Source organism: Hymenobacter mellowenesis (assembly GCF_030581005.1).
In the GTDB taxonomy this organism is placed as follows: domain Bacteria; phylum Bacteroidota; class Bacteroidia; order Cytophagales; family Hymenobacteraceae; genus Hymenobacter; species Hymenobacter mellowenesis.
In genome coordinates this window covers 43,400-62,193 of record NZ_JAUQSX010000004.1, presented here as the reverse complement: position 1 = coordinate 62,193, position 18,794 = coordinate 43,400, and the positions used below count along the sequence as shown (strand labels likewise).

Annotated in this window: 15 protein-coding genes; 4 read left to right on the top strand and 11 right to left on the bottom strand. The window is 62.5% G+C overall.

Annotated elements, in window-relative coordinates:
• Positions 1-81: 81 nt before the first annotated feature.
• The 7 genes from Q5H92_RS08730 to Q5H92_RS08700 all read right to left on the bottom strand — a co-directional run bounded on the left by Q5H92_RS08730 (position 82) and on the right by Q5H92_RS08700 (position 7,628).
• Positions 82-465 (bottom strand): DUF3037 domain-containing protein, encoded by a 384-nt coding sequence (locus tag Q5H92_RS08730; protein ID WP_305011129.1) that lies wholly within the window; start codon positions 463-465, stop codon positions 82-84.
• Positions 443-1,237 (bottom strand): HipA family kinase, encoded by a 795-nt coding sequence (locus Q5H92_RS08725; protein WP_305011128.1) that lies wholly within the window; start codon positions 1,235-1,237, stop codon positions 443-445. The genes Q5H92_RS08730 and Q5H92_RS08725 overlap by 23 nt, the downstream gene beginning before the upstream one ends.
• Positions 1,238-1,383: 146 nt before the next feature.
• Positions 1,384-3,915 (bottom strand): DUF5916 domain-containing protein, encoded by a 2,532-nt coding sequence (locus Q5H92_RS08720; RefSeq protein WP_305011127.1) that lies wholly within the window; start codon positions 3,913-3,915, stop codon positions 1,384-1,386.
• A 321-nt stretch (positions 3,916-4,236) separates the two neighbouring features.
• Complete coding sequence (locus Q5H92_RS08715; RefSeq protein ID WP_305011126.1) at positions 4,237-4,962, bottom strand: DUF4097 family beta strand repeat-containing protein; 726 nt, start codon at positions 4,960-4,962, stop codon at positions 4,237-4,239.
• Positions 4,963-5,101: 139 nt separating this feature from the next.
• A complete protein-coding gene (locus Q5H92_RS08710) occupies positions 5,102-5,872 on the bottom strand; it encodes a DUF4097 family beta strand repeat-containing protein (RefSeq protein ID WP_305011125.1) in 771 nt (256 codons plus the stop codon).
• A gap of 225 nt (positions 5,873-6,097) precedes the next feature.
• Positions 6,098-6,961, bottom strand: a complete 864-nt coding sequence (locus Q5H92_RS08705) for a HEAT repeat domain-containing protein (protein ID WP_305011124.1) — start codon at positions 6,959-6,961, stop codon at positions 6,098-6,100.
• A gap of 112 nt (positions 6,962-7,073) precedes the next feature.
• Positions 7,074-7,628, bottom strand: a complete 555-nt coding sequence (locus Q5H92_RS08700) for an RNA polymerase sigma factor (protein WP_305011123.1) — start codon at positions 7,626-7,628, stop codon at positions 7,074-7,076.
• A gap of 451 nt (positions 7,629-8,079) precedes the next feature.
• Between Q5H92_RS08700 and gnd the strand changes: the two genes are divergently transcribed.
• The 3 genes from gnd (at position 8,080) to pgl (ending at position 12,000) form a co-directional block, all read left to right on the top strand.
• Positions 8,080-9,579, top strand: coding sequence for an NADP-dependent phosphogluconate dehydrogenase (gene gnd, locus Q5H92_RS08695; protein ID WP_305011122.1), 1,500 nt, complete (start codon positions 8,080-8,082; stop codon positions 9,577-9,579).
• Between the two features lie 164 nt (positions 9,580-9,743).
• Entirely contained in the window at positions 9,744-11,270 is a 1,527-nt protein-coding gene (zwf, locus tag Q5H92_RS08690) for a glucose-6-phosphate dehydrogenase (protein WP_305011121.1), read from the top strand.
• Positions 11,248-12,000 carry a 6-phosphogluconolactonase gene (gene pgl / locus Q5H92_RS08685; protein ID WP_305011120.1) on the top strand — a complete coding sequence of 251 codons (753 nt, stop codon included), beginning with the start codon at positions 11,248-11,250 and terminating at the stop codon, positions 11,998-12,000. Before zwf ends, pgl begins: the two co-directional genes overlap by 23 nt.
• Positions 12,001-12,151: 151 nt before the next feature.
• On the opposite strand, the gene rpiA is transcribed toward pgl, so the two are convergent.
• Complete coding sequence (gene rpiA, locus Q5H92_RS08680; RefSeq protein ID WP_305011119.1) at positions 12,152-12,907, bottom strand: ribose-5-phosphate isomerase RpiA; 756 nt, start codon at positions 12,905-12,907, stop codon at positions 12,152-12,154.
• Positions 12,908-13,240: 333 nt separating this feature from the next.
• On the opposite strand from rpiA, the gene Q5H92_RS08675 reads away from it, so the two are divergent.
• Positions 13,241-16,003, top strand: a complete 2,763-nt coding sequence (locus Q5H92_RS08675) for a choice-of-anchor I family protein (protein WP_305011118.1) — start codon at positions 13,241-13,243, stop codon at positions 16,001-16,003.
• A gap of 181 nt (positions 16,004-16,184) precedes the next feature.
• Here the strand turns inward: Q5H92_RS08675 and Q5H92_RS08670 are convergent, their stop codons facing one another.
• Genes Q5H92_RS08670 through Q5H92_RS08660 form a run of 3 tightly spaced genes read right to left on the bottom strand, consistent with a single transcriptional unit; the run spans position 16,185 to position 18,788 of the window.
• Positions 16,185-17,045, bottom strand: coding sequence for a DUF4097 family beta strand repeat-containing protein (locus tag Q5H92_RS08670; RefSeq protein WP_305011117.1), 861 nt, complete (start codon positions 17,043-17,045; stop codon positions 16,185-16,187).
• Positions 17,046-17,062: 17 nt separating this feature from the next.
• Positions 17,063-17,932, bottom strand: coding sequence for a DUF4097 family beta strand repeat-containing protein (locus tag Q5H92_RS08665; RefSeq protein WP_305011116.1), 870 nt, complete (start codon positions 17,930-17,932; stop codon positions 17,063-17,065).
• Positions 17,880-18,788, bottom strand: a complete 909-nt coding sequence (locus Q5H92_RS08660) for a zf-HC2 domain-containing protein (RefSeq protein WP_305011115.1) — start codon at positions 18,786-18,788, stop codon at positions 17,880-17,882. Before Q5H92_RS08660 ends, Q5H92_RS08665 begins: the two co-directional genes overlap by 53 nt.
• Positions 18,789-18,794 lie beyond the last annotated feature (6 nt).

Sequence of the window (18,794 nt, the reverse complement as noted above, 5' to 3'; positions counted from 1 at the left end):
TGCTCAGGATGACAGACACTTGAATTACCACCCCACGCGAGATGTCTCGACTGCGCTCGGCATGACGTGCTGGTTGCTCCCTCAGCGCACCAGTTGCTCCAGCAGCCGCTCCAGTGTCTCGGCGGCTTCGGTGCAGCGGCCGGGGTGCACGGGCGAGCACTGCACCACGGTGCTGCGCGTGGCCGTGAGCCAGCGAAACCGCTCGGCAACGGGCAGTTGGCCGATGGTGCCGCCGGTAGCCCGGCCCTCGCAGATGCGCTCGAAGGCGTGCAGGCGGGCGGCCACTTCGGCCAGGTCGAGGTCAGGGGCGAAGGCGCGCAGGCGGGCTTCGGGCACGGCGCACTGCACCTGTAGGAAGCGCTGGTCTTTGCAGTAGAGAATAACGCCCACGTTCAGGAATTCTTCGCGCTCCACGCGGGGCACCACGCGCAGCACGGCGTACTCAAACAAGTGCATGGCGGGCATTTTCAACTTCCTGAACAAAGGTTTTGGACTGCGCCAGGCGGGCTTCGAGGAAGCCAGCGTAGGCGGCGCGTTCCTCGGCGGGCGTGCCGGCGGCGTGCGCCAGCCACTCGTCGGGCACCAGCGCCACAATGCCGCGAATGACCTCGGGCGTGAGGCGGGCGCGGCCCAAGGCGTCGGCGGCGGCCAGCTCGGTGGCCTGGGGCAGCAGCACGTGGGTTTTGATTTGGGGGAAGGGGCGCGGGCGCGGCGCGGCCCACTCGGGGCCGGCATGGTGCACGTAGAGGGCCGCGCCGTGGTCGATGAGCCAGAGCTCCTTGTGCCACATCAGCATATTGGTGTTGCGGGCGGTGCGGTCCACGTTCAGCGTGAGGCAGTCGAGCCACACGATTTGGGAGGCTAAGTGCGGCGCTATGGTGGTCACCAGCGCATCGTAGGTGATGGCGCCGGAGAGGTAGTGCAGAGCCAGGTTGCGGCCGGTGCTGGCTTGCAGCAGGTCCTGGATTTCCTCGTCGGGCTCGGTGCGGCCAAAGCTTTCGTCCAGCTCGCAAAACACCAGCTCCGGCACGCGCAAGCCCAGCGCGCGGGCCAGCTCGCCCACAATCAGCTCGGCAATGAGGGCTTTCACCCCCTGCCCCGCCCCGCGGAACTTCACCACGTAGAGGAAGTTGTCGTCGGCTTCCATCAGGGCGGGCAGGGAGCCGCCCTCGCGGAGCGGCGTCACGTAGCGCGTGAGCACGACGGTGCGGAGTTCTAGGGCAGCGGGGGGCGGCATACGTTTTTCAGAGCAGGGAAAAAGCACTGCAAAGAACGTCATGCAGAGCGCAGCGAAGCATCTTGCCCGCCACGGGTAATTATTCCGATTGAATTACTTGTGGCGGGCAAGATGCTTCACTGCGCTCTGCATGACGTTCCTAGTAGTTACTTACCGGCCCGTCCCTTCCGCAGCGCCAGATAATCCAGGTAGTACAGCACCTTCACCGACACCGAGTTATTGTGCGGCGTGTTGATGGTATCGTTAAAATTATCGAAGAACTGCGGCGTGGCCCGCTCGGCTAGCAGGGTGGTGGCGCCGGCGTTTTTCCAAACGATGCTCAGCTGCGAGCCGGGCGCGAACCACCACGAATACACGGCGTCGATGTTGAAGGCGTTGTAGGTGTTGTCGCGGTTGCGCTGGTAGGCGGCGGGCGTTTCGACGCCGTCTTTGCCTAGGGTGGCGAAATCGAGGTAGCGCACGTTGCTGGTGTAGTGGCGCAGGCGCAGCGTGAACGACATGCGGTTGGTGAAGGTGTAGGCCACCGAGGCCACGTTGGCGATGGTGGCCACGTCGCGGCGGCCCAGCAGGGTTTGGCCCATGAAATTCTGGTCGAGGATTTCGCGGGCCGAGAGGCCGCCGTTCACGTAGCCAATCTGGTTTTGGCGCAGGCTCCAGTCCACGCTGTAGCGGAAGGTGAGGTGGTCGTTCACGCGGTAGCGCGGGTAGAAGCCCAGGCTGTAGCCGGTGCGACGCGGGCGGTTGCTCAGGCGGTCGTCCTGGGCGTATTGCTGGGTGCCGGCGTTCCAGCTCAGGGCAAATTTCTTGCGCGAGTCAGAGTTGAAGAAGAACACGAAGCGGGAGTTGGCCGGCACGCGCACGTAATAGTCACCCAGCGGCGCGGTACGCGGCTCGAAGAAGTCGTGCGTCACGGGGTCCACGTTCAGGTCGAAGCCCAGCTGCCAGAAGCTCTTGGTGAAGGTGGTATTGGCGCCGAGGTAGAAGTTCAGGCCCTGATACAAGGTCGGCTTGTAGAGCAGCGAATGGTTCACACTGCCAAACACGTAGAGGTTGTTCACCTTCCAGAACTGCTTGTAGCGGCGGTAAGCCAGGTCGAGCGAGTTGCTGATGTTGTTGTTGCCAAACAGGATGCCGAGGTCGTTCGGGTTGTAGGTATCCGATTCGATGCCATGATTGTAGCTCCAGGTGAAATTGCCCGAGATTTTGCTCAAGCCCACCTGGTACTTGTAGCCGTCGCGGTCCGATACCTCCTCGGTGGAGCCGAAGTTGGTACCCCGGCGGCGCGAGTACACCACGCGGCCGTCCACGGCGTAGGTGTTTTTGGGGTTGGCGAAGCGGAAGAGGCCGCCGGTCACGTTGGCGTCGTAGGTGGCGCCGGCGCGCGTCACGTTGGTGTTGATGAGTGAGACGTAGGAATTGTGCTTGAGGCTTTGGTCGAGCACCGCGATGTTGTAGTTGGCAAACGGCTGGGTGAGCACCTCGCGCTCCTGCCCGGTTTCGGTGTTGCGGATGGTGGCGTACATGTCGTTGCTCAAGGCGTTGAACACGCCGATGCCCAGGCCCTTGCTGGTGCGGCCCGACACTTTGGTGGCATTCAGCAACCGCGTTTCCGAAGGGTTGCGCACGATGCGCTCATTCGTACCAGCCGTCACGCCATAAAAGCCGATGGGCGTGGCCCCTACCCTGCGCGAATAGAACAGGTTGCCCTTGTTGAACAGCTCGGTGCCTTCGGTGAAAAACTGCCGGTTCTCGTTGAATTGCACCTCGAACGGCGAGAGGTTCAGCACCTGGTTGTCACTCTGCACCTGCCCGAAATCCGGCACCAGCGTGGCATCCAGCGTGAAGCTTTCGTTGATGCCCCACTTCACGTCGGCCCCGCCGTTGAAGCTGGTGGTGGTGCGCTTGGTGCCGGCGGCGTTCAGCGGGTTGTCGTTCACGTAGCCCGACACGTAGGGCGTGAGCGAGAGGCGCAGCGGCGGCTTCACGCCCTGCACGCCGGTCAGTTCACCCCACTGGTTCACGAAGCCGTCGACCTGCGGCTTCACTTCGTTCCAGAAATAAGCGGCGTTTTCGCGCTTGCGCTGGCGCATGAAATTCAGGCCCCAGTGCTGCACATCGGCCGTGCTGAAACGGATGGCGGAGTACGGAATCCGCATTTCCACCACCCAATCGGTGCCTTGCAGGGCGGCGCGGCTTTCCCACACGGCGTTCCAGTTGAAGTCTTCGCCGCCGGCCGGCGAGTAGCGCGAGTCGAGCTGCACGCCGCTGCTGGTCACGATGAAGCCGTAGCCGTTGAGGTGGTCATTATAAGTATCGAGAAAAAAGCCGAAGAAGTCGGAGTTTCCGGTGTTGTCGCGCGCCGTCAGCTCGCGTGGAATGGAATCCAGCGAAATATCGTGCATCACCGCGCCCACGTAGAGCGCCGCGTCGTCGTAGAGCACCCGCACTTCGGTGGGCTGCTTTTCGGGCTGGCCGGGCTTGGGGCGCTGCTGCGTGAACTGGCCCGTGACGGCCGCCTCGCGCCACGCGGCTTCGTCGAGCACGCCGTCGAGCTTCACGGGCTGGGCAATGCGCAGGGCCGCCAGCTGGCGCCGGGGCGCGGCCGTGGCGGCGGCGGCAGGAGCTGCCGATGCCGTCTGAGCCCGGGCCGTCAGGCAGCCCAGGCTCAGGAGCAGCATTAATCCAAAAAATTGCAGAGAAAAGGGGGAGGGCATGGGGTGTCGGGGGTTAAGAATGAGCAGCAGAAATCCGACGGAAGCGGGGCCGGGCAGGCCCGGAAAAGCAAAAAGATGGGGCGGGCTATTCGGCGTCGTTTCACTCACCAAAACCACTTCGGAACCACTACCGCGGGCGGGCCAGCTTGCAGACCAGTACCACCCGCAGCGCCCCTATCCTTTCACTCAAAAACCAGATTATCAGTCTGATTTTTAGACAATAACATTCCATCAAGGAGCCAAACCGGCGTCCTTTTGCGGGGAAACTGTCCTTCTTGGGAATGGTTACTTCCGCTTGCGGAAATACACGTCGTTGCTGATGGATTCGAGCTTGACGAGCGGGCCGCTGCCCTTGAGCGTGCCGCGCAGCTGGTAGCCCACGATGGGGTTTTTCTTCGGCTCCGAGGTGAAGGCGATTTCCTGGTCGGTATACACCTCGCCGGTGATGGTTTTCAGGGCCAGTTCGGCGCCCTGCGTGGCGGGCCAGGCCACGTCCACAAAGCCACTCAGCGACTTGGCTTCCAGGGGGCCGGTAAGGCCGGCCACGTCGATGTTGCCGCTCAGCGTGCTCACGCGCAGGTCGGTACCAGCCGGCACGGTGATTTCGTAGTCGATGACGGCGCACAAACGGGAAGCGCTGGCATCACGTTTCCCGTTTTTGCCATAGCTGATGTACGTATCTCCGTAGTAAATGCTTTCAGGGCAATCGCCGGGCGGCGCCGCCCGAATCATGTCGTAATCAAGATTCGAAGACAGCTTCACGCCATCAGCCGCCTGCTCCACCTCAAGCAGCAGCGCATCGTTTAGCCGGTTCTGGTTCAGGTTCACCGATGCTTTCAGCATCACTTTACCACTGGCACCGGCCCGAACGCGGATGTTACTGGCCTGGGGCAGTTCGAGAAATACGCGCTGGCCTTTGGCGAGGTCCACGCTTTTTTCGAGGATTTTCTGAGCGGCGGCAGGCTTAATGGCAGCCGTGACGAGGGCTAGTAGGAATAGGAGGTGACGCATGGGAAGGAGGTTTTGCAGAAGTGGAAGGTGCGGATTTGTAGGCAATAGCGCGTGAGTGGGCTGTAGCGTGGACTCTGCGAGTCCGCGCATGGCAGGACGTTCGCCCAGGCGCGGACTCGCAGAGTCCACGCTACAGCAGCTACTTGGCTTTGCGCACGTAGATATCGCCGCTCACCGTCTTGAGCGACACGCCGTTGCCGCCGCCGTTGATGGTGCCGTCCACCACCTGGCCGCCGATGTGGCGCATGCTGTCGTCGCCGTTTTTGCCCATGGTCAGGTCGAAATCGGTGTAGACTTCGCCCGACACCGAGCGCAGCTTCAGTGTGGCTTTCGTGTTGCTGGGCATGCTCACGTCCACGTCGCCGCTCACGGTGGTGATGGAGCTGGGCCCCTGGCGCATGGGCGCAAACTTCACCTGAATGTCGCCGCTCACGGCCGTGGCCACCACCGGGCCGGCCACGTTTGTCATCTTGATATCGCCCGATTTCATGGTGATTTCCATGCTGCCGCTCACGTCGCGCACCACCAGGTCGCCGCCGTTCCAGTTGGTTTGGGTGTATTGCACGCTGGAGCCCCGGGGCACCTGCACCACGTAGTTGGCGTCCTTGCGCGAGGCCCGCACGATGCGCACCGTGTTGTCGGTCTGCGTCACCGAAAGGCCGATGTTGGTGTTGTCCACGGCCGTGTTGTAGATGGGGTGCAGGCCCTCGGCGCGCTTGGGGGCCGGCTCAAAGCCGTTGCCTTTAATCACCAGCTCGGTGCCGTCGATGCCTTCCACGGTCACGTCGCTGCCCTGCATTTCGAGCACGATTTTGCGGTCTTTGCCGCCGAGTTTGGTCTTGAATTCCTGGGCGCTGGCCGTTTGAATTGCCAGAGCGCCCGTCAGAGCTAAGAGGATGAACTTGTTCATATGGTTGTAAAAATTAAGCAAATGAGGTCCTAGCGCGGCGCCGGGGTGGGCGGCGCCGCGTGCAGAAAAAAGGAGAGAAAAGCGTGGTGTTATAAGGATTTCAAAACGTCATGCAGAGCGCAGCGAAGCATCTTTACCGCAGGCAGTAATTCAATCGATTGGATTAGCGGTGGCGGGCAAGATGCTTCGCTGCGCTCTGCATGACGTTCTAAGTTGCTGACGTTCTTATATCAGTTTACCAATGCCGGCTTCGGCCTGGGCGCGCACCACGGGCAGGGCGTCGGGACGCTTGGCAAGCTTTTCGAGCTGAGGCACGGCGCGACGCACCTGCATCGATACCACCATGTCAATGAGCGTAATCTGCACGTTTGGGTCGGTTTGCACGCTGAGGGCGTGCACTAAGCCTTCGCGCACCCGCGGGTCGGCGCGCAGGCGGTAGAGGGCCTCACAGGTAGCCAGGCGCACGTTGGGGTTGGGGTCGAAGTTGAGGGTATTGAGCAGCACCTGCACGGTGGCGTCGCCGGGCTCGGTTTCGTTAGTCGAATTGTTCACGAGTTGAATCCGGTCGCTGGCCGAAACCACCTGGCCGTTGGCAGGCGTCAGGGCGCGGGCCAGCTGGGTGTGGGTTTGCTGGTTGGCGTCTGGATTAGCAACTGCTACTTCAGCGCCGCCCTGCGGGCCCCAGTGCAGGTTGCGGCCCAGCAGCACTCCGGTGGCAATAAGCACGATGCTGGCCGCCACGCGCATCCAAGTATTGAACCCGGCGGTGGGCCACATCGACACCACTTTGGCTTCGGGCTGCGCCGGGGCGGCCACCGGCTTGGCAACAGCTGCTTCAGGTTTCAGCAGCTGCTTTTGCTCCTCCAACATAGCCATAAAATTGGCGCGCAGAGCGGTGCGGGGCACTTCAGGCAGGGCCGCGTCCAGGTCGTTGGTGAGGGCGCGGAGCTGGATGACTTGCAGTTGGCAGCCGGGGCAGCCAAGTAGATGAGCGGCCACGCGCTCGGCCTCGGCGGCGGGCAGGCTGTGCTCGACGTAAGCCGGCAGCAGCGCTTCAAGCTCGTGGCAGGCAGATAGTTCGGGCTTCATTTTAGTTGTTGGTTGTTCGTTGTCAGTTGTTAGTGTTTTGCTGGTTTTCACGGGTTGTCATTTGTTCCTATTCTGCTCCCTAACAGCTGACAACCAGCAACTAACAACTACTTCAATTGGCGAAATAAATTTTGCGTAGGGCCTGTAGGGCACGGTGTGCTTTCACGCGGGCGGCCTCGGCGGTGCAGCCCAGCAGCTTCCCGATTTCTTCGTAGCCGAAACCCTGAAAGCGATTCAGCACCAGGATTTCGCGCTGGGGCACGGGCAGCAGGTTCAGGGCTTCGTGCAGGTCGTCGTGGCTGTTGTTGACGCGCATTTGGGAGAAAGCGCCACCGCGTAAGGCACCGGTGCGCTCCACGTCCTCCACGTCGGTGTCGGCGACGCGCAGCTTCTGCTGGCGCTGCCAGTGGTCGGCGTGCACGTTGCGGGCCATCTGGTACACCCAGGCCTTGAAGGGCTGGGTGGGCTGGTAGCTGCTGCGGTATTTGAGGATGCGCTCGAACACGGTTTGGGTGAGGTCTTCGCTGAGGTCGCGGTCGTTGGTGAGGCGGGTGAGGTAGTTGAACAAGGGGCCGTGGTAGCGCTCGAACAAGGGCACGAGCTGGTCGAGGTCGTCGGCCCGAACGGCTGCCATCAGTTCTTCGTCGCTCGTACTCGTGAGGGTCACGGGTGGGGATGTTTGGGGTGAGGTGAGAGGAGTACCGGGAGTTTGCCTATTCGTTACAAGGTGCTGTAAAAAAATTATTACCTGAGAGGCAGTACTTTTTTATTTCAATAACAAACTCTTGACATTCAGCACAAACACAAAAGCATAAAGCGTATTATGCTAAACCTGTTTCGTTCTAATGGGTCACTTCACCCCCGGCCCTTCTTCTGCGGAGAGGGGAGCCTGACGATTTTCAGAAGGAGCATGACCGGTGCCCCCTCTCCTTTGGGAGAGGGGGTCAGGGGGTGAGGCGCCACGTCAGAACGAACCGGGAACCCGCCCCAATCTGCGTGTTTCCCGTATCGGGTTGGGACAAACATTTAAAGCCCCCCTCCTCAAAACTTTAGTCGCGCCCCGCTTCTTTTCTAACCTGTTTGCACTTTCAGCCCCTCTTTCACCCTAAACACCTGATATGAGCACCCCTCCCCCCGCGTATTCCTTCGGTATGATTGGCCTCGGCACCATGGGCCGCAACCTGTTGCTGAACCTGGCCGACCACAATTTCGGCGTGGCCGGCTACGACAAAGACGCCGACAAAGTGCGCCTGCTGGCCGAAGAAGGCGCCGGCAAGCCCGTAACAGGCTTCTCCGAGCTGGCGCCCTTCCTTAACAGCCTCCAGACGCCGCGCTCGGTGATGCTGCTGGTGCCGGCCGGCAAAATCGTGGACAGTGTGATTGCCGAGCTGCAGCCCCTGCTCGCGCCCGGCGACATCATCATCGACGGCGGCAACTCCCACTTCACCGACACCGAGCGGCGGGCCGTGGCCCTGGAAGCCGCCGGCCTGCACTTCTTCGGTATGGGCGTGAGCGGCGGCGAGGAAGGCGCCCGCTTCGGGCCCAGCATGATGCCCGGCGGCGACAAAGAGGCCTACCGCGTGGTGCAGCCCATGTTCGAGGCCATTGCGGCCCGCGTGGGCGACGAGCCCTGCGTGACTTACATAGGGCCCGGCGCGGCCGGCCACTTCGTGAAAATGGTGCACAACGGCATCGAGTACGGCCTCATGCAGCTCATCGCCGAAACCTATGCCGTGCTGAAAACCGGCCTGGGAATGGACAATGCGGCCATTGGCGAGGTATTCACGCAGTGGAACGCGGGCCGGCTGCAGTCTTTTTTGCTGGACATTACGAAGGATATTTTCAAGTTCATCGCGCCCGATACCGACCATTTGCTGCTCGACGATATCAAGGACGAGGCCCGTTCCAAAGGCACCGGCAAATGGACCTCGCAGGTAGCCATGGATTTGGAGCTGCCGATTCCGACCATCGACACGGCGGTTTCGATGCGCGACCTGTCGAAGTACAAGGCCCTGCGCGAACAGCTGGCCGGCATGTACGGTCCGGCGGCCGGGCCGTTTTCGGTGGACAAGGAAGCCTTTCTGGTGCAACTGGAGCAGGCCTTTTACTTCAGCATGGCCATTACCTACGCCCAGGGCATGCAGCTGCTGACCAAGTCCTCGAAGGATTTTTCCTACAACCTGGAGCTGGACAAGATTGCCAAAATCTGGCGCGGCGGCTGTATCATCCGTTCCGGTTTCCTAACCGAGATTTTCAACGCCTACCAGCAAGCGCCCGACCTGGCCCACCTGCTGCTCGATGAGCAGGTGAAGAATGTGGTGAGCGCCGCTGTGCCCGGCAGCCGCGCCGTGGTGGCGGCGGCCGTGACGGCCGGCCTGCCGCTGCCCGGCTACGCCTCGGCCCTGAGCTACTTCGATACCTTCCGCACCGCCCGCATGCCCTCGAACCTGATTCAGGCGCAGCGCGACTACTTCGGGGCGCATACCTACGAGCTGATTGGCAAGGAGGGCGTTTTCCATACCCAATGGACGCCGGAGCACGAAGACGCGGCCAACAAGAAAGACGTGGAAGTGGGCGAGGAAGTGAAGACCGAAAAGCCCGTGACGCCGAATAATTAGATTTTCAGCCTCGCCCAAATTGGCGGTCATGCAGAGCATAGCGAAGCATCTTTACCGCACAAGTAATTCAATCGATTGGTTTACGCTACGCGGTAAAGATGCTTCGCTGCGCTCTGCATGACGGTCTTCTCTATTTCGCATTCCGCAACTGCACCTTATCAGGCATGAACAACAACCCCAAAGAAGCCACCCCCACCATTTTCGTCATTTTCGGCGGCACTGGCGATTTGAACGCCCGCAAGCTGGGCCCGGCGCTCTACAACCTGTTTCTGGATGGCTGGCTGCCCGAGCAGTTTGCCATCATCGGCACGGGCCGCACCCAGCTCACCAGTCAGCAATTTGAAGACAAGCTGCTGAATGACATCGGCCAGTTTTCGCGCACCGGCAAGCCCAAAAAGGAGGTATGGAGCACCTTCGCCCCGCACGTGACCTACGAGGTGGCCGACGTGAAAAACGCGGACAGCTTCAAGGTTTTCAGCCAGCACATTGCGCGGCTGGAAAAGGAATGGGATGCCAAAGCCAACGTGATTTACTACCTGGCGGTGGCCCCGGAGTTCTTCCCCGTCATCGCCACCAACCTGGCCAAGAGCAAGCTGGCCGACGACCCGGCCCGCACGCGCATCGTCATCGAGAAGCCGTTTGGGCACGATTTGGAGTCGGCCCGGGCGCTGAACAAGCTGCTGGCGGGCATTTTCGACGAGCGCCAGATTTACCGCATCGACCACTACCTGGGCAAGGAAACGGTGCAGAACATCATGGCCTTCCGCTTCGCCAATGCGCTGATGGAGCCGCTCTGGAACCGCAACTACATCGAGCACGTGCAGATTTCGGTGACCGAGCAGCTGGGCGTGGGCGACCGCAGCGGCTATTACGACGGCGCCGGCGCCCTGCGCGACATGATTCAGAACCACCTGCTGCAGCTGCTGTGCCTAGTGGCCATGGAGCCGCCCGTGAATTTCACGGCCGACGAGGTGCGCAACCGCAAGGTGGACGTGTTGCGCGCCATGCGCCGCTTCACGCCCGAGGAAGTGCGCGAGTCGACTGTGCGCGGGCAGTACGCCGAGGGCTGGATTGAGGGCAAAAAGGTACCCGGCTACCGCGAGGAAAAGGACGCCAACCCCACGTCGAACACCGAAACCTTCGCAGCGGTGAAGTTTTTCGTGGACAACTGGCGCTGGCAGGGTGTGCCGTTTTACCTGCGCACCGGCAAGCGCCTGCACCGCTCGGCGTCCGTCATCACCATTCAGTACAAGGACGTGCCGCACTTCATCTTCCCGCCCGAAGCCGCCGAAACCCATCGACAGAACCGCCTCATCATCAGCATTCAGCCCGAGATGAGCATCCGGCTGCAGGTGCAGGCCAAGCGCCCCGGTCTCGACATGATGCTCAACACCGTGGACATGGTATTCGACTACAAAGGCACCTACACCAACGAGGCCCCCGAAGCCTACGAAACCCTGCTGCTGGACACCATGATGGGCGACCAGACACTCTTCATGCGCGGCGACCAGGTGGAAGCAGCCTGGGATTTGGTGATGCCCATTCTGCACTCGTGGCAGGGCCGCACCAGCCAGAATTTCCCCAACTATTCGGCCGACTCGTGGGGCCCGGCATCGGCGGAGGCGCTGATTGCCCGCGACGGTTTCCACTGGTTTACCCTGCCCCTCAATGGAAAAAACAGCAAGAAATAGCGCCCCCCAACTGCACGTTTTCGCCACCGTGGAGGAAGTCCTCTACGGCCTGGCCGACCTGTTTGTGGCGCTGGCCGAACGCGCCACGGCGGCGCGGGGTCGGTTTTCGGTGGCGCTGTCGGGCGGCGGCTCACCCAAGAAGCTGTACGAGCTGCTGGCTTCGCCCGCCTACCGCGAGCGGGTGCGCTGGGAGCAGGTGTACTTCTTTTTTGGCGATGAGCGCAACGTGCCGGCCACCGACCCGCAAAGCAATTTCCTGATGGCTACTCAGGCGCTGCTGGCGCCGCTGGGCATTGCGCCCACGCAGGTTTTCGCCGTCCACACTTCCCTGCCGCCGGCCAAGGCCGCCGAAGAGTATACCCAAACCATTACAGATTTTTTCGGCGAAGCGGAACTGCGCTTCGACCTCGTATTGCTAGGCCTCGGCGACAACTCGCACACGGCCTCGCTGTTTCCGCATACCGCCGTGTTACACGACGCCACTGTGGGCGCCCGCGAGGTCTTTGTGCCCGAGCTGGACGCCCACCGCATCACCCTCACCGCCCCCCTGCTGAACCTGGCGCACGCCGTGGCCTTCCTGGTCTACGGGGCCGATAAGGCCGCCGCCGTGCGCCACGTGCTGCGCGATGCGCGGGACGTAGAGGAGTTTCCGGCCCAGCTCATCGCGCCGAGTGACGGCGAGTTGCACTGGTTTCTGGATGAAGCGGCGGCCGTTCACCTCACCCTCTGACCCCCTCTCCAAAAAAGAGGGGGCACCGGATTTGCTCCTGATAAATCACCCAATAAAAAAGCCCGCAGTTGCGGGCTTTTTTGCTTCCCAATGAGTCGTTGCAGCCGGGCCGGTGCCCCCTCTTTTTTGGAGAGGGGGTCAGGGGGTGAGGTTACGGCAACTCCGCAAACCCCTCCGCTTCAACATCCACCTGCCCGGCTCGCACCACCACCGCCTGCTCGCCCCGCGCCACCACGGCCGCCTGCGCCATGCCGAGGAATAAGCCATGCTCCACGATGCCGGGCACGGCCTGCAGCTGCAAGGCCAACTGCTCAGGCTCAGAAATCACCTTGAAATGGCAATCGACCAGCAGATTGCCCTGGTCGGAGCGGTAAAGGCCGTCGGGCTGGCTCTGATTAGGACGCACTACCGGCGCGCCGCCTAACTTTTCCACGGCATCCAGCACCCAGGGCAGGGCGAAGGGCACCACTTCGAGCGGCAGCGGGAAACGGCCCAGCTGGGCCACGTATTTCGAGGAATCGGCGATGATGAGCAGGTAGTCGGACGCGGTTTTGAGTACCTTTTCGCGGAGCAGGGCGCCGCCGCCGCCCTTCATCAGTTGCAGCTGCGCGTCGAGCTCGTCGGCGCCGTCTACGGTGAGGTCGAAGCGCAGGCCGCGGCGCGGCTCCAGCAGCGGGATGCCCAGTTGGCGGGCCAGGGCTTCGCTGGCCTGCGAGGTGGCGGTGGCCTGAATCTGCAGCTCGCCGGCCTGCACTTTCTCGCCGAGCAGGGTGATAAAATGGGCCGAGGTGCTGCCGCTGCCCAGCCCCAGCACCATGCCACTGCGCACCCAGCGCAGGGCCGTGGCGGCGGCGTGCCGCTTTTCGTCTTCTTGGTTGGTCGGGGTTTCGGAAGGAAGGGCAGCCATTGGGAGGAGTTGATTGGGAGGCGGGAAACGCGCCGCGAAAGTAGCGCGCGGGCTCTAAGCAAAGGGCAAATGGGAGCGAACTGTAAGCACTAAAAAAACGGTGTTGGCCTGGATGCCGGTGGTGCACTACCCGTTGAACAGGGCTTGGCGACGACTTCCAACGAATTAGTGATACGACGGCTGTCAGCCGTCGCACCACTCCGGTTTAGCCTACCGCCAGGAAACGGCCAGGTGCCTGAAAAACGACTGCAACGCAATTAGGTAACGTGCTTGTCATCTTGAGCTAACAGGCGCCCGATAGTTTTGGCTCGTTGTTTCATCAAGCTAAAATTCATGCATTTACACCCTTACCTTACTCGTTTTTCGGCGGCTTTGCTACTGGCTTTTGGCGTGGCCGGCACGGCAGCCCGGGCCCAGAACGTGGCTCAGAGCTTCGAGAGCAGCGCGGCCGACACATGGGCCTTCACGCCCACGCCCGCCACGTATAACGACCTCGCCGCCACCGACCAATGGGCGGTGCTCACCACCATTGGCACGGCCGGCACCGGCCTCACAGTGGCCACGCCCTCGGCCGGCGCCAACCTGTGGGGCGGGCGCGACTTGGAAGGCCCACTCACCGCAAACCTGAGCGTGTGGCACTACCTCGACTTCGCGCCCGTGGCCATTACCAGCGGCGCCACGGCGGCCAATACGGTCACGTTCAAGTATTTCAGCAACGCCTTCGACAACTCCGACTCGCTGGCCTACGTGGTGCGCTTCGACAACGGCACGACCTGGTCGATTCCGCGCACCTACAACCAGCTCAACAAGGACACCCAGGCCTGGACCACCGTGACGGTGCCCGTGCCGGCCGGCAGCACCCACGCCCGCCTGCGCCTGGCCGTGCGCCAGAACGGCAACGACGACTGGGTGGCCTTCGACGAAATCAGCCTCAGCCGCACCGCCACCGCCGTGGTGCCGGACCTGGGTTTCACCGCCAGCACCACGCCGCTCATCGTGACTGAAAGCGCGGGCACCGTGGCCATTCCGCTCAGCATCCGCAACGCGGGCACCACGGCCAGCACGGTGCAGGCCGTGGTGGCGCCGCTGGGCACGGCCACGGCCGGTGCCGATTTCACTTTTGCCAGTGCCCAGACCATCACCTTCGCGCCGGGCAGCACCACGGCCACGCTCACGCTGCCCATCCTGGATGATGCCACGGCCGAGGCTGTCGAATACTTCACCGTGCGCCTCCAGAACCCAACCAACGCCACGCTCACGGCCGGCGCTACGGAATTTCTGGTGTTCATCAAGGACAACGACACGCAGGCCCCGGCCCGCACGGGCAACCTGCGCCTGAACCTGCTGGGCAGCTACCAGAACGGCGTGAGCGGCACAAATTCGGCCGAAATCATCGCCCACGACCCCACCACCCAGCGCCTGTACGTGGCCAACTCCATCGGCGGCAAGCTCGATATTCTCAATTTCAGCACGCCCGGCGCGCTCACGTCGGTGGCCTCCATCAGCATGGCGCCGTATGGCGGCATCAACTCGGTGGCGGTGCGCAATGGGCTGGTGGCCTGCGCCATCGAAAACGCGGCGCCCCAGCAAAACGGCAGCATCGTGTTTTTCGACCAAAACGGTACCTTCATCAAACAGGTGACGGTGGGCGCCATGCCCGACATGATAACCTTCTCGCCCGATGGTCTGAAGCTCATCACCGCCAACGAAGGTGAGCCCAACACCGCCTACACCGACGACCCGCTCGGCTCGGTGTCGGTGGTGGATATGACCGGCGGCATCGCGGCCGTGACCCAGAGCCGCGTGACGACGCTGGATTTCAGCGCCTACAACAGCCAGGCTGCCACCCTGCGTACGTCCGGCATCCGCATCTACGGCGGGCCGGCGGGCACGCCCAGCAGCGTGGCCCAGGATTTGGAGCCGGAGTACGTGGCCGTCTCGGCCGACTCGCGCACGGCCTATATCGGCCTGCAGGAAAACAACGCCCTGGCCACGCTCGACCTCACCACGCTGCAGTTCACCAGCCTGCGCCCCATCGGCTTCCAGGACCACAGCCAGCCCGGCTTCAGCTTCGACGCTTCCGACCAGGCCGCCGACGTGCTGCTGGCCAACTGGCCCGTACGCGGCATGCGCCAGCCCGATGCCATTGCCTCATTTGAGCTGCCGGCCAGCCTCGGTGGCGGTCGTTTCCTCATCACGGCCAACGAGGGCGACGCCCGCGAATACACCGGCATGAGCGAAGTAGTGCGTCTCGGCGACGCTGCTTACACCCTCGACCCCACCGCTTTCCCGCAGGCCGCGATGCTGAAAAACGCCAGCGCCCTGGGCCGCCTCAACGTGACCAACAAGCTGGGCGACACCGACGGCGACGGCGACTTCGACCAGATTTACGCCTACGGCAGCCGCTCGTTCAGCATCCTGAACGCCAACACCGGCGCGCTGGTGCACGACAGCGGCGATTTGCTGGAGCGCATCACCAGCACCGACGCCACGTTTGGCAGCATCTTCAACGCCAGCAATACCACCGGCAACCCGGTGCGGAAAAACCGTTCCGACGACAAAGGCCCCGAGCCCGAAGGCACCACCATCGGCATGATTCGCGATACCACTTATGCCTTCGTGAGCCTGGAGCGCCAGGGCGGCGTGGTGGTCCTGAACGTGAACGACCCGGCCAACCCGCGCCTCGTGCAGTACATCAACAACCGCAGCCTGACCACCGGCGCCGGCGACGAAGGCCCCGAGGGCATCGTGTTCGTATCGGCCGCCAACAGCCCCACCGGCGCCCCGCTCCTGCTGCTGGCCAACGAAGTAAGCAGCACCGTGGCCGTGTACCAGGTGGGCCTGCGCGGTACCGTCACGGCCGTGAAAAACGGCCTGACCGCGCCAGAAGCCCTCTACTGCTTCCCCAACCCCGCCGCACCCGATGCCGCCGTGCGCCTGAGCCGCCCCGTGGTCGGCACCCTGCTTGATGGGCTGGGCCGCACTATACGCCAGTTGCCCGTAGCCACCGATAAGCTCGACGTGCGTGGCCTGCCGGCCGGCCTGTATCTGCTGCGCGCGGCGGATGGCGCTACCAGCCGTCTGGTGGTGCGGTAAACAGAATGGGCTGATGCAGGCTGGGCTTATGCCCAAAGCTGAACGTCATGCAGAGCGCAGCGAAGCATCTTTACCTCGGAAGTAATCCAATCGACAGGATTTACTACTGAGGTAAAGATGCTTCGCTGCGCTCTGCATGACGTTCTGTTTAGGATGGCTTGCAGACAAGCACCATGCCCCCCTACTTCGCCTTGCGCAGATAAATATTCCCGTTCATCGTTTTCATCATCACCTCGGCGCCGCCGCCGTTTACTTTGCCGTAGGTCCAGTCGTCGGTGCTGAGACGGGTGAGGCCGTTTTGGCTGGTGCGGGTGACTTTGCCGGGGGATTTATCCACGGCCACGTCGAAGTCACTGTACACTTCGCCGCGCTCCGATTTCATTTTCAGGGCCGCCTTTAGGTTGGCGGGGAAGGTCACGTCCACCTTGCCGTTGAGGGTGGAAAAGGCCATGGGCGTGCCGTTGGTGATGCTTTTGAAGGTGGCGGTGAGGTTGCCGTTCACGGTGTTGGCCACGGCCGAGCCCGACACGTCGTTGAGCTGAATGGCGCCGTTCACGTTCGAGATTTCCAGCTCGCCGCTCACGTTGTCGACGATGATGCTGCCATTATTCACGGTAGTCAGTTGCAGCGAGAAGTTGTGCGGCACCCGAATAGTGAGGTCGACCGGCTGGGTGGGCACTTCGGTCGATACCTCCACGTGGTTGTTTTTTTCCTCCACGGTCAGGTTCAGGCCGCCGGCCGAGGACAGGCGCTTCATGCCATTGGGGGGCGGGGTTTCGGCGCGCCGGCTGCCCTGCTTGGGGCGGAAGGCGGCATCGACCACCACGTCTTTGCCATTGTAGCCCGTGACGTGGATGGCGCCGAAAATAAGGCCCACTTCCAGGGTACCGGGCTTGCCGGGCGCGCTCAGCGGCACGGTGAGCGTTTCTTTGGATTCTTTGGCTTCCTGGGCCCGGCCGGGCAGCGCGCCGCCGAGGAGGGCGAGGGCGAGAGTAGCTCGGCGCATCAGGGGCGCGAGGGATAATTGAAGGAAATGAGTCATGATAACGAATTGATTAACTAAATCTTGGAGATAATAACGTCGCCGTTCAGTGTTTCGAAGCGGAAGTCTGGTCCGCCTTTGCCGATGCGCACGGCGGTGTCTTTGGTGAGCTTATACACGGTGCCACCGCCAGTACCTTCCTTGTTTTTGGTGACTTGCGCGGGCAGCATTTCGGCGTTGGGGAAGTCGGTCAGGAATTCGCCGTGCATGCTCTTGAAGTGCAGGTCGGCGCCCAGGCTGGCCGGGTAGTGCACCCGGATTTTGCCGTTGATGGTGTGGTAAGACGAGGCGCCCGTAGGGTTGGCGGCGTAGGTGGCGTCCACGTTGCCGTTCACGGTGTGGGCCCTAGTGGTGCCTTTCACGTTTTTAAGGGTAATGGGGCCGTTTACATTACTCACGTTCAGAGGACCGGTTACGTCTTCCACGGTCATAGAACCATTATTGACGGTGCTCACGCGCAGGTTCATGGCGTAGGGCACTTTCACTACAAAATCGAACTCGTAGTGGTAGTCGATTTCGCGGTCGTGCCAGCGGCCGTGGTTGTCGTGGGGGCGCGAGTCGTAGGGCTCGGCGACGTACACCACCACGCTGTCGCCGTGCTGGGTTAAGCCTAGCTTCACTTCCCGCTGGCCCTGCACCAGGGTGGCTGGGTCGTCGGCCCGCACGCTCTTGGTGGCTTCCACCAGCACTTTGTTGCCGGCGTAGCCCTGCACCCGTACCGAGCCGAAGATGTTGTAGACGGCCAGGGTGCTGCGGCCGGCGTCGGCCGTGAGAGTAAATTCTTTGCTGATTTTTTCGGTGGCCTCTTTGCTCTGGGCCCGGCAGGCGCCGGCGCTAAGCAATAGAAGCAGCAGGCTCAGGCTGCGGCGCAATATGGGTCTGGTCATGGCGGGGGGTGGTTGAGGGCGCGGCGGGCCGGCCGGTTTGGATGGTTTGAATACTTTGTTCGATTTTGCTTTTCACCGATTCGTCGAGGCCAGGTTGTTGCAGCAGGCGGCGCAGCGGCTGCACCGAGCGGCGTTCTTGCAGCTGCACCATCACATCAGCCAGGGCGGCCTGCACCATGGGCGAGTCCTGCTTGGGCAGCGAGTGCACCAGGCCCAGGCGCACAGTGGGGTCGTCGGCCAGCGGGGCCAGGGCTTCCAGGGTGGCCAGGCGCACGTTCACGTTGGGGTCGTGGTCGAGGGTGCTGAGCAGGGCGCTTACCACCTTGGCGTTGGGGGCGCTCAGGTCTTTGGTGTAGCCCACAGCCCGCAGCCGCTCGGTGGCGGAGGGGTTGTCGATGAGCGAGAGCACCATCACCTGCCGCATCTGCGTCACCTGGGCAGCCAGGGTGGCCAGCTGCTGCTGCTCGCCGCTGGGCGCGGCCGGCTGACGGTTCAGCCAGTAGCCCCCAATCAATCCCACGCTCACCAGGCACAGGCTGTACACGGCCCGCAGAATGGGCCGCGGAATCTCCAGGTTCAGCCACCACTGCCACAAGCCCTTTAGTGAGTAATCGGGTGTGGCTTTCAGTTCCTGTTTAAACCCGGCCAGCATGGCGTAGAACTCGGGGCGCAGGTGCTCGCTGGGCTCGGGCGGGCGCACGGCACCCAAGGTTTGCCACACGCGCTGGGTGGCCTGCAGCTCCGCGCGGCAGTCGGCGCAGCCGGCCAGGTGGGCCGTGAGGGCGGCCTGCTCAGCGGCGGAAAGCTGGCTGCTCAGGTAGTCCACCAGCTGGTCTTTCACATGGTCACAATTCATAGCGGA

What these genes read in the sequence shown, in the direction of transcription:
- Q5H92_RS08675 (WP_305011118.1), top strand. Translation starts at nt 13,241, where the DNA reads ATGCATTTACACCCTTACCTTACTCGTTTTTCGGCGGCTTTGCTACTG.
- Q5H92_RS08710 (WP_305011125.1), bottom strand. Translation starts at nt 5,872, where the DNA reads ATGAACAAGTTCATCCTCTTAGCTCTGACGGGCGCTCTGGCAATTCAA.
- gnd (WP_305011122.1), top strand. Translation starts at nt 8,080, where the DNA reads ATGAGCACCCCTCCCCCCGCGTATTCCTTCGGTATGATTGGCCTCGGC.
- Q5H92_RS08665 (WP_305011116.1), bottom strand. Translation starts at nt 17,932, where the DNA reads ATGACCAGACCCATATTGCGCCGCAGCCTGAGCCTGCTGCTTCTATTG.
- Q5H92_RS08660 (WP_305011115.1), bottom strand. Translation starts at nt 18,788, where the DNA reads ATGAATTGTGACCATGTGAAAGACCAGCTGGTGGACTACCTGAGCAGC.
- Q5H92_RS08730 (WP_305011129.1), bottom strand. Translation starts at nt 465, where the DNA reads ATGCCCGCCATGCACTTGTTTGAGTACGCCGTGCTGCGCGTGGTGCCC.
- Q5H92_RS08670 (WP_305011117.1), bottom strand. Translation starts at nt 17,045, where the DNA reads ATGACTCATTTCCTTCAATTATCCCTCGCGCCCCTGATGCGCCGAGCT.
- Q5H92_RS08705 (WP_305011124.1), bottom strand. Translation starts at nt 6,961, where the DNA reads ATGAAGCCCGAACTATCTGCCTGCCACGAGCTTGAAGCGCTGCTGCCG.
- Q5H92_RS08725 (WP_305011128.1), bottom strand. Translation starts at nt 1,237, where the DNA reads ATGCCGCCCCCCGCTGCCCTAGAACTCCGCACCGTCGTGCTCACGCGC.
- rpiA (WP_305011119.1), bottom strand. Translation starts at nt 12,907, where the DNA reads ATGGCTGCCCTTCCTTCCGAAACCCCGACCAACCAAGAAGACGAAAAG.
- Q5H92_RS08715 (WP_305011126.1), bottom strand. Translation starts at nt 4,962, where the DNA reads ATGCGTCACCTCCTATTCCTACTAGCCCTCGTCACGGCTGCCATTAAG.
- pgl (WP_305011120.1), top strand. Translation starts at nt 11,248, where the DNA reads ATGGAAAAAACAGCAAGAAATAGCGCCCCCCAACTGCACGTTTTCGCC.
- zwf (WP_305011121.1), top strand. Translation starts at nt 9,744, where the DNA reads ATGAACAACAACCCCAAAGAAGCCACCCCCACCATTTTCGTCATTTTC.
- Q5H92_RS08720 (WP_305011127.1), bottom strand. Translation starts at nt 3,915, where the DNA reads ATGCTGCTCCTGAGCCTGGGCTGCCTGACGGCCCGGGCTCAGACGGCA.